The sequence below is a fragment of the Streptomyces sp. NPDC021749 genome (genome assembly GCF_040640655.1).
GTDB lineage: Bacteria > Actinomycetota > Actinomycetes > Streptomycetales > Streptomycetaceae > Streptomyces.
In genome coordinates this window covers 35,377-50,782 of the sequence record NZ_JBFACE010000016.1, presented here as the reverse complement: position 1 = coordinate 50,782, position 15,406 = coordinate 35,377, and the positions used below count along the sequence as shown (strand labels likewise).

The window sequence follows — 15,406 nt, the reverse complement described above, 5'->3', positions numbered from 1 at the left end:
CGACGCTGAGTGACATGAAGCAAGGAATCGCCCAGGCCGGCACCCCCACTCGGCAGTTCTCGGTCCAGCTCTCCGCCACCCGCCGGGGCGCCCGGCTCGCCCGGCTGCTCGCCACCGAACAACTCCGCTCCTGGGAGCTCCCGTTGGAGGTCGCCGCCCAAGTCGTCGCCGAACTCGCCACCAACGCGGTACTCCACGGACGCGTACCGGGGCGGGACTTCCGGCTCGCGCTCGCCGTCCACGGCCCCACGCTCCGTATCGAGGTCATCGACGCACGCGGAGAGCGGCTTCCCGCGCCGTCCGAGCGCCCGGGCGACGGCGAATCGGGGCACGGGCTGCTCCTTGTCGGGGCGCTCGCCGACCGCTGGGGTGTGCTTCCGGGCCCCGCTCCCGGCAAGACGGTGTGGGCGGAAATCGCGCTGTCCACCGCCCGGTCCAACCGGTCCACCGCATCGCACCCGCCGCGACCCGGTGGCGCACGACGCGGTTGACCGCGACCCGCTGTGCCACGACATCAAGGCTGAAAAGACCGGGGAAATACCCTTCCCCAACCCTCCAGCCTCCCGTCACTCACCCGGGTGACATCGCCCAACTCGGCTGGATCTGCGGGCGGTTCATCGGCATATGCTCGCCGCGACAACTCCAGACATGCGACGGCCCCCGGCCGGGACGGCGAATCCCGATCGAGGGCCTGACCACCCAGGAAGTTAGGGCTTCCCGATGGCTTTGCAGCACCCTAGCGCGCCCTCGTGCGCCTCGTCTGCCGTTCCCCGCCCGACCGCCCGATCCGGTGTCGTTCACGTCAAAGTCCGCCACACCACCCGCTACACGGTCGTCGGAAACCACCTCGCCCAGCACCGCGAACTCTCCCTCCTCGCGATCGGGCTCGCCGTCCACATCCAGTCGCTGCCCGTGGGCGCCCGGATCGGCATCAAGTTCCTGTCGGCCCGCTTCCCCGAGAGCGAGCACCGCATCGCCGGGGCCCTGCGGGAGCTGGAGGCCCACGGCTACCTGGCGCGCACCCGGGAACGGCTGCCCAGCGGCAAGGTCGTCACCCGCACGGTGTCCTACAACCAGCCAGGCCCGGCCGTCACCGCGCCGCCCGAGCCGGTCCACCCGCCCGAGCAGCCCCGGAAGCTGCCGCCGGCCGCCCAGGAGCCCACGCCCGGTCCCGTAGAGCCCGCGACTCCCGACCCCGTGCCCGCGCCCCGCCCCGAACCGCCGGAACCGCTCCCCCAGCCCCGCACCCCCGACCTGGAGCGTCACCGCACCGCCGCCGCCCTCCTCGCGGAGCTGCACCGCCACGAACCCCGGCTGCTGCTCCCCGAGCGGGACGTACGCCGCCTGGCCCCGGCCGTAGCGGCCTGGCTGGAGCGCGGAGCCGCCCCCGATGCCGTACGGCACACCCTGACAGCACACCTCCCCGAGCCCCTGAAGCACCCGGCAGCCCTGCTCGCACACCGCCTCACCGCGCTGCTGCCGGCGCCCCTGCCCACCGTGGTCGCACCTGCGGCCTTACGGCCCGACCCGTTCCAGACCTGCGAGGGCTGCGACCGCGCCTTCCGCGCCCCGGAGCCGGGCCACTGCCGCGACTGCCGAGGGACTCCCCCGCTACCAGCAGGTCACCACGCCGGCCCCGCTACGAGCGCGCCACCGCCCCCGGCCCCCGCACCGCCCCGCCTCCCGGCACCGGCTCCGACGCGTCCGAACCGAGCCCGACGATCCGGTTCCGGTCGTCGACATGCACCACCCTGGGCCGCAGCGTCCGCGCCTCCGCGTCATCCACCTGCGCGTAACTGATCAGGATGACCAGGTCTCCGGGGTGGACGAGGTGCGCGGCCGCGCCGTTGATCCCGATCACCCCCGAGCCCCGCTCCCCCTCGATCGTGTAGGTCTCCAGCCGGGCGCCGTTCGTGATGTCGACGATGTGGACGAGCTCGCCGGGCAGCAGATCGGCGGCGTCCAGCAGATCGGCGTCGACGGTGACCGAGCCGACGTAGTGCAGATCGGCCTGGGTCACGGTGGCACGGTGGATCTTGGACTTGAACATGGTGCGCAGCACGGTGTCACTCCTGCGGAAAAGGGTCGCGTCTCCTCAGAGGGAGTACGCGCCGACCCGCCCATGGTCGACGAGCCCCGCCCGCCTGGCAAGGATCTGCGAGGACGCACACCACCCGGCCCCGGAACAGCCGCCCGCCCCGAAACGACAGAAGTGCCCGTACGACCGAAGTCGTACGGGCACTTCTCATGAGCACACGGCTCGAATGCTCCGAAGAGCTACCGGGTCTCCCCGATCAACACTTACTTGTTGATCTTGGTGACCTGGCCGGCGCCGACGGTCCGGCCACCCTCACGGATGGCGAACTTCAGGCCCTCCTCCATGGCGACGGGCTGGATCAGCTCGACCGACATTTCGGTGTTGTCGCCCGGCATGACCATCTCGGTGCCCTCGGGGAGGGTCACGACACCGGTCACGTCAGTCGTACGGAAGTAGAACTGCGGGCGGTAGTTGTTGAAGAACGGGGTGTGACGGCCACCCTCGTCCTTCGACAGGATGTACGCCTGGGCCTCGAAGGAGGTGTGCGGCGTGACCGAGCCCGGCTTGATGATGACCTGGCCGCGCTCGACGTCCTCGCGCTTGATGCCGCGGAGGAGCAGACCGACGTTCTCACCGGCCTGGCCCTCGTCGAGGAGCTTGCGGAACATCTCGATGCCGGTGACCGTGGTGGTGGTCTTCTCCGGCTTGATGCCGATGATGTCCACGGTCTCGTTGACCTTGAGGACACCGCGCTCGATGCGACCGGTGACGACGGTGCCACGACCGGTGATCGTGAAGACGTCCTCGATCGGCATCAGGAACGGCTTGTCGACGTCGCGCTCGGGCTGCGGGATCGACTCGTCGACGGCCTTCATCAGGTCGAGGACGGACTTGCCCCACTCGGCGTCGCCCTCAAGCGCCTTGAGCGCCGAGACCTTGACGACCGGAACGTCGTCGCCGGGGAACTCGTACTCGGAGAGGAGCTCACGGACCTCAAGCTCGACGAGCTCCAGGATCTCCTCGTCGTCCACCATGTCGGCCTTGTTCAGGGCGACAACGATGTACGGAACGCCGACCTGGCGGGCCAGGAGCACGTGCTCCTTGGTCTGCGGCATCGGGCCGTCGGTCGCGGCGACCACGAGGATGGCGCCGTCCATCTGCGCCGCACCCGTGATCATGTTCTTGATGTAGTCCGCGTGACCCGGGCAGTCGACGTGGGCGTAGTGACGGCTCTCCGTCTGGTACTCGACGTGCGCGATGGAGATGGTGATACCGCGCTGGCGCTCCTCAGGAGCCTTGTCGATCTGGTCGAAGGCCGAGGCCTCGTTCAGGTCCGGGTACGCGTCGTGCAGCACCTTGGTAATGGCGGCCGTGAGGGTCGTCTTACCGTGGTCGATGTGACCGATGGTGCCGATGTTGACGTGCGGCTTAGTCCGCTCGAACTTCGCCTTCGCCACTGGGGTCCTCCTGTGGAGTGGTTCTGTACGCCTTACTCATCGGCGCCAGGTGATCTTTGCTGGGGTGCCGGCTGGCGGGAGCAATCCTCACGGATTGCGGGGATTGCTCCCATCAGACGGTGTCAAGCCTAAAGCGTGTTGCGCTCCGGTTCTTACGGGACCGGAGTTACTCGCCCTTGGCCTTCGCGATGATCTCCTCGGCGACGTTCCGCGGAACCTCGGCGTAGGAGTCGAACTGCATCGAGTAGCTCGCGCGACCCGACGTCTTGCTGCGGAGGTCTCCGACGTAGCCGAACATCTCCGAGAGCGGAACCAGGCCCGTGACGAGCTTGGCGCCGGCGCGGTCCTCCATGGACTGGATCTGCCCACGGCGGGAGTTGATGTCGCCGATCACGTCACCCATGTAGTCCTCGGGCGTGGTGACCTCGACCTTCATCATCGGCTCAAGCAGGGCCGGGGAGGCCTTGCGGGCGGCCTCCTTGAAGGCCATCGAACCGGCGATCTTGAACGCCATTTCCGACGAGTCGACCTCGTGGAAGGCACCGTCGAGCAGGATGACCTTGACGCCCGTGAGCGGGTAGCCGGCGAGCACGCCGAACTCCATGGCCTCCTGGCAACCGGCGTCCACGGACGGGATGTACTCCCGCGGGATGCGGCCACCGGTGACCTTGTTCTCGAACTCGTACCCGTCGCCCTCAAGGGGCTCCAGCGCGATCTGGACCTTCGCGAACTGACCGGAACCACCGGTCTGCTTCTTGTGCGTGTAGTCGTAGCGCTCGACGGACTTGCGCAGCGTCTCGCGGTAGGCGACCTGCGGCTTACCGACGTTGGCCTCGACCCGGAACTCACGCTTCATACGGTCGACCAGCACGTCGAGGTGCAGCTCGCCCATACCCGCGATGATGGTCTGGCCGGTCTCCTCGTCGGTGTGCACCTGGAACGAGGGGTCCTCTTCGGCGAGACGCTGGATGGCGACACCCAGCTTCTCCTGGTCGCCCTTCGACTTGGGCTCGATGGCGACCTGGATGACCGGGGCCGGGAACTCCATCGACTCCAGGATGACCTGGTTCGACGCGTCGCAGAGGGTCTCACCGGTGGTGGTCTGCTTCAGACCCATGACGGCGACGATGTCGCCGGCACCCACCGAGTCGATCTCCTCACGCTTGTTCGCGTGCATCCGGTAGATCTTGCCGATGCGCTCCTTCTTGCCCTTCACCGAGTTCTGCACCTGCGAGCCGGCCTCAAGGCGGCCCGAGTACACCCGGATGAAGGTGAGCTTGCCCAGGTGGGGGTCGCTCGCAATCTTGAACGCCAGGGCGGCCAGCGGCTCGTCCTCGGACGGCTTGCGCTTGACGACCTCCTCCGGGTCGTTGACCGCGTGGCCCTCGATGGCCTCGACGTCCAACGGGGAGGGGAGGTAGCGCACGACCGCGTCGAGCAGCGGCTGCACACCCTTGTTCTTGAACGCGGTACCGCAGAACACCGGCGTGACGGTGGTGACGTCGGCCTTGCCGGAGGCGATGGTGATCCGGCGGATCGCCGCGTAGAGCTGCTCCTCGGTGGGCTCCTGGCCCTCCAGGTACAGCTCCATGATCTCTTCGTCGTTCTCGGCGACGACCTCAAGGAGCTTGCCGCGCCATTCGTCGGCAGCCTCGATGTGCGTGTCCGGGATGTCGACGGTGTCGTACATCTCGCCCTTGGCGGCCTCGGCCGACCAGACGAGGGCCTTCATCTTGACGAGGTCGACGACACCCTTGAAGTCCGCCTCGGTACCGATCGGCAGCTGCATCACGATCGGGGTCGCGCCGAGGCGGTCCGTGATCATGTCGACGCAGCGGTGGAACTCGGCACCCGTACGGTCGAGCTTGTTGACGAAGCAGATGCGCGGAACGCCGTAGCGGTCCGCCTGACGCCAAACGGTCTCGGACTGGGGCTCAACACCGGCAACACCGTCGAACACCGTCACCGCACCGTCGAGCACGCGCAGCGAGCGCTCCACCTCGACGGTGAAGTCGACGTGGCCCGGGGTGTCGATGATGTTGATGGTGTTGTCGACGTTGTCCAGCGGCCAGTGGCAGGTCGTCGCGGCAGACGTGATCGTGATGCCGCGCTCCTGCTCCTGCTCCATCCAGTCCATCGTGGCAGCGCCGTCGTGGACCTCACCGATCTTGTACGAAACACCGGTGTAGAACAGGATCCGCTCGGTGGTGGTCGTCTTGCCCGCGTCGATGTGGGCCATGATCCCGATGTTGCGGACCTTGGCCAGGTCAAGCGAAGTGGTAGCCATAGTGGCTCAATCTTCTCTCGGTCTCGATGTGGGTTGCGACTACCAGCGGTAGTGCGCGAAGGCCTTGTTGGACTCGGCCATCTTGTGCGTGTCCTCACGCTTCTTGACCGAAGCGCCGAGGCCGTTGGAGGCGTCGAGCAGTTCGTTCATGAGGCGCTCGGTCATGGTCTTCTCGCGACGGGCGCGCGAGTAGCCCACGAGCCAGCGGAGCGAGAGGGTGGCTGCACGGCCGGGCTTGACCTCGACCGGGACCTGGTAGGTCGCGCCACCGACGCGGCGGGACTTGACCTCAAGGGTCGGCTTGATGTTCTCGAGCGCGCGCTTGAGGGTGATGACCGGGTCGTTGCCGGTCTTCTCGCGCAGCCCCTCCATGGCGCCGTAAACGATGCGCTCAGCGGTGGAGCGCTTGCCGTTCAGCAGCACCTTGTTGATGAGGGAGGTCACCAGAGGAGAGCCGTAGACCGGGTCGACGATGACCGGGCGCTTCGGGGCGGGGCCCTTACGAGGCATTCTTACTTCTCCTTCTTGGCGCCGTAGCGGCTGCGAGCCTGCTTGCGGTTCTTGACGCCCTGCGTGTCGAGGGAGCCGCGGATGATCTTGTACCGAACACCCGGCAGGTCCTTCACACGGCCGCCACGCACGAGCACGATCGAGTGCTCCTGGAGGTTGTGGCCCTCACCCGGGATGTAAGCGGTGACCTCGATCCCGCTGGTCAGACGCACACGCGCGACCTTACGCAGGGCCGAGTTCGGCTTCTTCGGGGTGGTGGTGAAAACACGCGTGCAGACGCCACGGCGCTGGGGCGAACCCTCAAGCGCGGGCGTCTTGTTCTTCTCGACCTTGTCCTGCCGGCCCTTGCGGACCAGCTGCTGGATCGTAGGCACCGTTTCTCCGGTTTCTGTGTGCCAGTCTCGGTAAAGCTAACCTGGAACACCCCCGACCCACGCGGTCGGGTGTGTCGAATACTGCAGTCCGGTCCCCGCTGGAACGAGAAGGCGGCAGATTGCGGTGTCGGAACCCGGCTTCCGTGCTGGTGGCCTCCCGGCCGATGGCTCGGGAGATTGCGCGCACGGCAGCCCAGGGACACCCCAGGCACAAGGTCAGAGCGTACCTACCGCATTGGCTGCGGTCAAAACAAATGCACACGCGAAGGACACGCCGGACTCGTCACGGCGCTGCCGCCACCGTAGTGCGCGAGCGGCCCCTACGGAAGAAGGCGCGGGCGCCCCGCAACACGGTCAGAGGTTGACCGCCGCGAGCAGGATCCACACCAGGAACATCAGCGACCAGCCACCGATCGCCAGCCAGCCCAGGATCAGTCCGGTGAGCGCCTGCCCGTCCCCCCGCTCCCCGCTGCGCCGGATCTCCGCGCGCGCCTTGTGGCCCAGGATCACCGCCGGGATCGCGGTCAGTCCCCAGGTCACCGGCGTCATCAGCCCGCAGACCAGCGCACCCGTCGCCGAGCTGTTCGTTGTCACCGGCGGCGGCATCTGCATCGGCATGAACGTCGCCGGCACCGGCCGCTGCGGTACGAACTGCGCCTGCGGCACCGGCCCCATCGGCAGGTCCGAGACCAGCATCTGCAGCTCGGCATGGGTCTGCGCCTCGTAGGCCCGGGTCAGCCGCTGCTCGTACTCGGACTGCTGGAGCCGCCCTTCGGCGAACCCCGCCTTGAGCACATCGACCGCCCGTTCACGATCGGCGTGCGAGGCACGCATGGCAGGAACCTGATTCCACGGCTGAGCGGGCTGCCCACCCTGCCACGGCTGGAATGCCACGTCGCGAACCTCCCCCCGCTCGACAGTTCTCCCCATCTTCTCATCAGAGACGCAGGGAGGGGAGGACGAGTTCCCCCGTGCGGCCCCCAATGCCGCAGGGCGGCCACCCCGGAGGGTGGCCGCCCTGTGGACGGTGTACGGACCAGGATTACTGGTTGTACGGGCCGTAGTCGTAGTCCTCCAGCGGGACCGCCTGGCCGGAGCCGGTGCCGAAGGGCGAGTAGTCGATGTCGTCGTAACCGACGGCCGAGTACATCGCGGCCTTGGCCTCCTCGGTGGGCTCGACCCGGATGTTGCGGTAGCGGGACAGGCCCGTACCGGCCGGGATGAGCTTACCGATGATGACGTTCTCCTTGAGGCCGATGAGGCTGTCGGACTTGGCGTTGATCGCCGCGTCCGTCAGGACTCGGGTCGTCTCCTGGAAGGAGGCGGCCGACAGCCAGGATTCCGTCGCCAGCGAAGCCTTGGTGATACCCATCAGCTGCGGACGGCCGGAGGCCGGGTGGCCGCCTTCCGCCACGACGCGACGGTTCTCGCTCTCGAACTTCGTGCGCTCCACGAGTTCGCCCGGCAGCAGTTCCGCGTCGCCGGACTCGATGATCGTCACGCGGCGCAGCATCTGCCGGATGATGATCTCGATGTGCTTGTCGTGGATCGCCACGCCCTGGCTGTTGTAGACCTTCTGGACCTCGCCGACCAGGTGGACCTGGACGGCACGCTGGCCGAGGATCCGCAGCACGTCGTGCGGGTTGATCGCACCCACGGTCAGCGGCTGGCCGACCTGGACGTGGTCGCCCTCGCCCACCAGGAGACGGGCGCGCTTGGAGACGCCGTAGGACGTCTCGTCGCTGCCGTCGTCCGGCGTGACGATGACCTTCTTGGTCTTCTCGGTCTCCTCGATCCGGACGCGGCCGGCCGCCTCCGAGATCGGGGCGACACCCTTGGGCGTACGGGCCTCGAAGAGCTCGACGACACGCGGCAGACCCAGGGTGATGTCGTCACCGGCCACACCACCGGTGTGGAAGGTACGCATCGTCAGCTGGGTGCCGGGCTCACCGATGGACTGGGCGGCGATGATGCCGACCGCCTCACCGATGTCGACCAGCTTGCCGGTGGCCAGCGAACGGCCGTAGCAGAAGGCGCAGGTGCCGACCGCGGACTCACAGGTCAGGACCGAGCGGGTCTTGACCTCCTCGACGCCGTGCGCGACCAGCTGGTCGATGAGCACGTCACCGAGGTCGACGTTCGCGGAGGCGACGACCTTGCCGTCGACGACCACGTCTTCCGCCAGCATGCGGGCGTAGACGCTGGACTCCACGTCGTCCGCCTTGCGCAGGACGCCGTCGGCGCCCTTCGAGGCGATCCGCAGCTTGAGGCCGCGCTCGGTGCCGCAGTCCTCCTCGCGGATGATGACGTCCTGGGAGACGTCGACCAGACGACGGGTGAGGTAACCGGAGTCGGCGGTACGGAGGGCGGTGTCCGCCAGACCCTTACGGGCACCGTGGGTGGAGATGAAGTACTCCAGCACGGACAGGCCCTCGCGGAACGACGCCTTAATGGGACGCGGGATCGTCTCATTCTTCGCGTTCGACACCAGACCACGCATACCGGCGATCTGCCGCATCTGCATCATGTTTCCTCGGGCACCCGAGTCAACCATCATGAAGATGGGGTTGGTCTTGGGGAAGTTGTCGTTCATCGCCTCGGCGACCTCGTTGGTCGCCTTGGTCCAGATGTTGATCAGTTCCTGAGTGCGCTCGTCCTTGGTGATCAGACCGCGCTCGTACTGCTTCTGGACCTTCTCGTCCTGGGCCTCGTAGCCCGCGACGATGGCCTTCTTGGCCTCCGGCACGACGATGTCCGACACGGCGACGGTGACGCCGGAACGGGTCGCCCAGTGGAAGCCGGCCGCCTTCAGGTTGTCGAGCGTCGCCGCCACGATGACCTTCGGGTAGCGCTCGGCCAGGTCGTTGACGATCGCGGAGAGCTGCTTCTTGCCCACCGAGTAGTCGACGAACGGGTAGTCCTCGGGCAGCAGCTCGTTGAAGAGCGCACGGCCCAGGGTCGTCCGCAGCCGGAAGCTGTCACCCTGCTGCCACTCGGGCTCGCCCTCCTCCGGAACCGGCGGGGTCCAGCCGCGGGGCGGAACCGTGCCGATCGGGAAGCGGATGTCGACCTTCGCCTGCAGCGAGAGCTCGCGGGCGTCGAAGGCCATGATCGCCTCGGCGACCGAGCCGAACGCCCGGCCCTCGCCCTTGACCTCGCGCTCCTCTTCATCCGTGGTGAGGAAGAAGAGGCCGAGCACCATGTCCTGGGTCGGCATGGTGACCGGACGGCCGTCGGCCGGCTTGAGGATGTTGTTCGAGGACAGCATCAGGATGCGGGCCTCGGCCTGCGCCTCCGCGGACAGCGGGAGGTGGACGGCCATCTGGTCACCGTCGAAGTCCGCGTTGAACGCGGTGCAGACGAGCGGGTGGATCTGAATGGCCTTGCCCTCGACCAGCTGCGGCTCGAAGGCCTGGATGCCGAGGCGGTGCAGGGTGGGCGCACGGTTCAGCAGCACCGGGTGCTCGGCGATGACCTCTTCGAGGACGTCGTACACGACGGTGCGGCCGCGCTCGACCATGCGCTTGGCCGACTTGATGTTCTGCGCGTGGTTCAGGTCCACCAGGCGCTTCATCACGAACGGCTTGAAGAGCTCCAGCGCCATGGCCTTGGGCAGACCGCACTGGTGCAGCTTCAGCTGCGGGCCGACGACGATGACGGAACGCGCCGAGTAGTCGACTCGCTTACCCAGCAGGTTCTGACGGAAGCGGCCCTGCTTGCCCTTGAGCATGTCGGACAGCGACTTCAGCGGACGGTTGCCGGGGCCCGTGACCGGGCGGCCGCGGCGGCCGTTGTCGAAGAGCGCGTCGACGGCCTCCTGGAGCATGCGCTTCTCGTTGTTCACAATGATCTCGGGCGCGCCGAGGTCGAGAAGCCGCTTCAGGCGGTTGTTGCGGTTGATCACACGGCGGTACAGGTCGTTCAGGTCGGAGGTCGCGAAGCGGCCACCGTCCAGCTGCACCATCGGACGCAGGTCCGGCGGGATCACCGGGATGCAGTCCAGCACCATGCCCTTGGGGCTGTTGCGGGTCTGCAGGAAGGCGGAGACGACCTTCAGGCGCTTGAGCGCACGGGTCTTCTTCTGGCCCTTGCCGGTCCGGATGATCTCGCGGAGGCGCTCGGCCTCCTCGTCCAGGTCGAAGGTCTCCAGGCGCTTCTGCAGCGCCGCGGCACCCATCGAACCGTCGAAGTACGTGCCGAAGCGGTCACGCAGCTCGCGGTAGAGCAGCTCGTCGCCCTCCAGGTCCTGGACCTTGAGGTTCTTGAAGCGGTTCCAGACCTCGTCGAGGCGGTCGATCTCGCGCTGCGCACGGTCGCGCAGCTGCTTCATCTCACGCTCGGCGCCCTCGCGCACCTTGCGGCGCACGTCGGCCTTGGCGCCCTCGGCCTCCAGCTCGGCCAGGTCGGTCTCAAGCTTCTTGGCGCGGGCCTCCAGGTCGGAGTCGCGGCGCTGCTCGATCTGCTGGCGCTCGACGGAGACGTGGGCCTCCAGCGAGGGCAGATCGCGGGTGCGGCGCTCCTCGTCCACGTACGTGATCATGTACGCGGCGAAGTAGATGACCTTCTCAAGGTCCTTGGGCGCGAGGTCCAGCAGGTAGCCCAGCCGGCTCGGGACGCCCTTGAAGTACCAGATGTGGGTAACGGGAGCGGCCAGCTCGATGTGGCCCATCCGCTCACGGCGCACCTTGGCGCGAGTGACCTCGACGCCGCACCGCTCGCAGATGATGCCCTTGAAGCGGACGCGCTTGTACTTACCGCAGTAGCACTCCCAGTCCCGGGTGGGGCCGAAGATCTTCTCGCAGAAGAGGCCGTCCTTCTCGGGCTTGAGGGTGCGGTAGTTGATGGTCTCCGGCTTCTTGACCTCACCGTGGGACCACTGACGGATGTCGTCAGCGGTGGCGAGGCCGATCCGCAGCTCGTCGAAGAAGTTGACGTCGAGCACTATGCGTCAATCCCTCTCAGGGTCGTATCTAGATGGTCTGAACGGGGGCCGATGGGGGTCCCTCCCCGGCCGGAACTCCGTCGGAGTCCTTGGGGGGAGGGGCCGGGAACCTCTGGGCAGAAGCTCCCGGCCAGACCCGTCAGACCTCTTCGACGCTGCTCGGCTCGCGCCGGGACAGGTCGATGCCGAGCTCCTCCGCAGCGCGGAAGACGTCCTCGTCGGTGTCGCGCATCTCGATGGACATGCCGTCCGAGGACAGCACCTCCACGTTGAGGCACAGGGACTGCATCTCCTTGATGAGCACCTTGAAGGACTCGGGGATGCCGGGCTCCGGGATGTTCTCGCCCTTGACGATGGCCTCGTAGACCTTCACGCGGCCGGTGACGTCGTCGGACTTGATCGTCAGCAGCTCCTGGAGGGCGTACGCGGCGCCGTAAGCCTCCAGCGCCCACACCTCCATCTCACCGAAGCGCTGGCCACCGAACTGGGCCTTACCACCCAGCGGCTGCTGGGTGATCATCGAGTACGGGCCGGTCGAGCGGGCGTGCAGCTTGTCGTCGACCAGGTGGTGGAGCTTGAGGATGTACATGTACCCGACCGAGATCGGGTCCGGGAACGGCTCACCGGAGCGGCCGTCGAAGAGCTGGGCCTTGCCGGAGCTCTTGACCATCCGCTCGCCGTCGCGGTTGGGAAGCGTCGACTCGAAGAGACCAGCGAGCTCGTCCTCGCGCGCACCGTCGAAGACCGGGGTCGCGACGTTGGTGCGCGGCGCGACGTCGTCGGCGCCGATCGCCTGGAGCCGCTGCTGCCACTCCTCGCCGCCCTCGACCTTCCAGCCCTGGCTGGCGAGCCAGCCGAGGTGGATCTCCAGGACCTGTCCCGGGTTCATTCGGGACGGGACACCCAGCGGGTTGAGGATGATGTCGACCGGGGTGCCGTCCTCCAGGAACGGCATGTCCTCGACCGGCAGGATCTTCGAGATGACGCCCTTGTTGCCGTGACGGCCGGCGAGCTTGTCACCGTCGGTGATCTTGCGCTTCTGGGCGACGTAGACGCGGACCAGCTGGTTCACGCCCGGGGGCAGCTCGTCGCCCTCCTCGCGGTCGAAGACGCGGACGCCGATGACCTTGCCGATCTCGCCGTGCGGCACCTTCAGCGAGGTGTCGCGCACCTCGCGCGCCTTCTCACCGAAGATCGCGCGGAGCAGGCGCTCCTCGGGGGTCAGCTCGGTCTCACCCTTGGGCGTGACCTTGCCGACGAGGATGTCGCCGGCGACGACCTCGGCACCGATCCGGATGATGCCGCGCTCGTCGAGGTCCGAGAGGACCTCCTCGGAGACGTTCGGGATGTCCCGGGTGATCTCCTCGGGGCCGAGCTTGGTGTCACGGGCGTCGACCTCGTGCTCCTCGATGTGGATCGAGGAGAGGACGTCGTCCTGCACGAGGCGCTGCGACAGGATGATCGCGTCCTCGTAGTTGTGGCCCTCCCACGGCATGAACGCGACGAGCAGGTTCTTGCCGAGCGCCATCTCGCCCTGGTCCGTGGACGGACCGTCGGCGAGGACCTGGCCCTCGATGACCCGCGCGCCCTCGTCCACGACGACCTTCTGGTTGAAGGAGGTGCCCTGGTTGGAGCGGGTGAACTTGGCGACGCGGTACGTGGTGTACGTGCCGTCGTCGTTGGCGACGGTGATGTAGTCCGCGGAGACCTCCTGGACCACACCGTCCTTCTCCGCCTTGATGACGTCGCCGGCGTCGACCGCGCAGCGGTACTCCATGCCGGTACCGACCAGCGGCGACTCCGCCTTGATCAGCGGAACGGCCTGGCGCATCATGTTCGATCCCATGAGCGCGCGGTTGGCGTCGTCGTGCTCAAGGAACGGGATCATGGCGGTCGCGGCCGACACCATCTGGCGCGGCGAGACGTCCATGAAGTGCACCTCGTCGGCGGGGACCAGGTCGACCTCGCCGCCGCGGCGGCGGACCAGGACACGCTGCTCGGCGAACCGCATGTCGTCGGTCAGCTTCGCGTTGGCCTGGGCGATGAGGAAGCGGTCCTCCTCGTCGGCGGTGAGGTAGTCCACCTCTTCGGTGACCTGACCGTCGACGACCTTGCGGTACGGGGTCTCGATGAAGCCGAAGACGTTGACCCGGCCGTACGAGGCGAGCGAGCCGATCAGACCGATGTTCGGGCCTTCCGGCGTCTCGATCGGGCACATGCGGCCGTAGTGCGACGGGTGCACGTCACGGACGTCCAGGCCGGCCCGCTCACGGGAGAGACCACCCGGGCCCAGCGCCGACAGACGGCGCTTGTGGGTCAGACCCGACAGCGGGTTGGTCTGGTCCATGAACTGGGACAGCTGGCTGGTGCCGAAGAACTCCTTGATGGAGGCGACGACCGGCCGGATGTTGATCAGCGTCTGCGGCGTGATCGCCTCGACGTCCTGGGTGGTCATGCGCTCGCGCACGACGCGCTCCATACGGGCCAGACCCGTGCGGACCTGGTTCTGGATGAGCTCGCCGACGTTGCGCAGACGACGGTTGCCGAAGTGGTCGATGTCGTCGGTCTCGACGACGATCGTGGTGCCGTTCTCGCCGATCGTCTCGGTCTCGCCGGCGTGCAGCTTCACCAGGTACTTGATCGTGGCGATGATGTCGTCGGTGGTGAGCACACCGGCGTCCAGCGGCTCGTCGCCACCGAGCTTCTTGTTGACCTTGTAGCGGCCGACCTTGGCGAGGTCGTAGCGCTTCGGGTTGAAGTAGAGGTTCTCCAGCAGCGTCTGCGCGGCCTCGCGGGTCGGCGGCTCGCCCGGACGCAGCTTGCGGTAGATGTCCAGCAGCGCGTCGTCCTGGCCCTGGGTGTGGTCCTTCTCCAGGGTGGCGCGCATGGACTCGTAGTCGCCGAACTCCTCAAGGATCTGCTCGGTGGTCCAGCCGAGCGCCTTGAGCAGGACGGTGACCGACTGCTTGCGCTTGCGGTCGATGCGGACACCGACCATGTCGCGCTTGTCGATCTCCATCTCCAGCCAGGCACCCCGGGACGGGATGATCTTGGCGGAGAAGATGTCCTTGTCGGACGTCTTGTCGATGGAGCTGTCGAAGTACACGCCCGGCGAGCGGACCAGCTGCGACACCACGACACGCTCGGTGCCGTTGATGACGAAGGTGCCCTTGTTCGTCATGAGCGGGAAGTCGCCCATGAAGACCGTCTGGGACTTGATCTCACCGGTCTCGTTGTTGGTGAACTCCGCCGTGACGAAGAGCGGGGCGGCGTACGTGAAGTCGCGCTCCTTGCACTCGTCGATGGAGTTCTTCGGGGGCTCGAAGCGGTGGTCGCGGAACGTCAGCGACATCGACCCGGAGAAGTCCTCGATCGGGGAGATCTCTTCGAAGATCTCTTCGAGACCGGACTTGGTGGGAACTTCCTGCCCACTCTCCAGCGCAGCCTCGACGCGACCCTTCCATGCGGCATTGCCGAGCAGCCAGTCGAAGCTTTCGGTCTGCAGCGCAAGGAGGTTCGGAACCCCGAGGGGCTCCTTGATCTTCGCAAAAGAGATGCGCAGCGGGGCGGTGCTGTCGCCGTTGTTCGTATTGGCAGTCGAGGCGTTGCGCGAGGCGGCCAAGAGGGGGTCCTTCCGAGGGCTCGGACTCACTACGCGCGTACCGGTCCCGAATCGAGCAGACTGAGGGAAAGCCCAGGTCAGGGCGGATCATCCAGCTTTGCTCGGGCTCGGATATGCCCCTGGTGACGGGCAGGGAGCAGCTAACAGGCAGCGCAAAGGGTCAGTGTAGCCACAAG

The 15,406-nt window shown here is 67.2% G+C and carries 9 protein-coding genes and 1 pseudogene; 2 read left to right on the top strand and 8 right to left on the bottom strand.

Annotated elements, in window-relative coordinates:
• Nucleotides 1-14 precede the first annotated feature (14 nt).
• Complete coding sequence (locus tag AB0G35_RS17940; RefSeq protein ID WP_360949703.1) at nt 15-491, top strand: ATP-binding protein; 477 nt, start codon at nt 15-17, stop codon at nt 489-491.
• A 229-nt stretch (nt 492-720) separates the two neighbouring features.
• Nucleotides 721-1,599 (top strand): annotated as a pseudogene (locus tag AB0G35_RS17935) (helix-turn-helix domain-containing protein); the annotation flags it as partial.
• Between the two features lie 40 nt (nt 1,600-1,639).
• Here the strand turns inward: AB0G35_RS17935 and panD are convergent.
• The 8 genes from panD to rpoB all read right to left on the bottom strand — a co-directional run bounded on the left by panD (nt 1,640) and on the right by rpoB (nt 15,230).
• Nucleotides 1,640-2,062, bottom strand: coding sequence for an aspartate 1-decarboxylase (panD, locus tag AB0G35_RS17930; RefSeq protein WP_360949700.1), 423 nt, complete (start codon nt 2,060-2,062; stop codon nt 1,640-1,642).
• Between the two features lie 239 nt (nt 2,063-2,301).
• On the bottom strand, nt 2,302-3,495 hold the full coding sequence (gene tuf / locus AB0G35_RS17925; RefSeq protein ID WP_360949697.1) for an elongation factor Tu: 1,194 nt from the start codon (nt 3,493-3,495) through the stop codon (nt 2,302-2,304).
• A 166-nt stretch (nt 3,496-3,661) separates the two neighbouring features.
• Nucleotides 3,662-5,782: an elongation factor G gene (gene fusA / locus AB0G35_RS17920; RefSeq protein ID WP_360949694.1), complete on the bottom strand. Its 2,121-nt coding sequence runs from the start codon at nt 5,780-5,782 to the stop codon at nt 3,662-3,664.
• A gap of 39 nt (nt 5,783-5,821) precedes the next feature.
• The gene (gene rpsG / locus AB0G35_RS17915) at nt 5,822-6,292 is read right to left on the bottom strand and encodes a 30S ribosomal protein S7 (protein WP_030413008.1); all 471 of its coding nucleotides are present in this window, start codon (nt 6,290-6,292) and stop codon (nt 5,822-5,824) included.
• A gap of 2 nt (nt 6,293-6,294) precedes the next feature.
• Nucleotides 6,295-6,666, bottom strand: coding sequence for a 30S ribosomal protein S12 (gene rpsL, locus AB0G35_RS17910; RefSeq protein ID WP_003948652.1), 372 nt, complete (start codon nt 6,664-6,666; stop codon nt 6,295-6,297).
• Between the two features lie 354 nt (nt 6,667-7,020).
• Nucleotides 7,021-7,500, bottom strand: a complete 480-nt coding sequence (locus AB0G35_RS17905) for a DUF1707 and DUF4190 domain-containing protein (RefSeq protein WP_360949691.1) — start codon at nt 7,498-7,500, stop codon at nt 7,021-7,023.
• Between the two features lie 208 nt (nt 7,501-7,708).
• Nucleotides 7,709-11,608 (bottom strand): DNA-directed RNA polymerase subunit beta', encoded by a 3,900-nt coding sequence (locus AB0G35_RS17900; RefSeq protein WP_360949688.1) that lies wholly within the window; start codon nt 11,606-11,608, stop codon nt 7,709-7,711.
• Between the two features lie 139 nt (nt 11,609-11,747).
• Nucleotides 11,748-15,230: a DNA-directed RNA polymerase subunit beta gene (gene rpoB, locus AB0G35_RS17895; RefSeq protein ID WP_360949685.1), complete on the bottom strand. Its 3,483-nt coding sequence runs from the start codon at nt 15,228-15,230 to the stop codon at nt 11,748-11,750.
• Between the last annotated feature and the right edge of the window lie 176 nt (nt 15,231-15,406).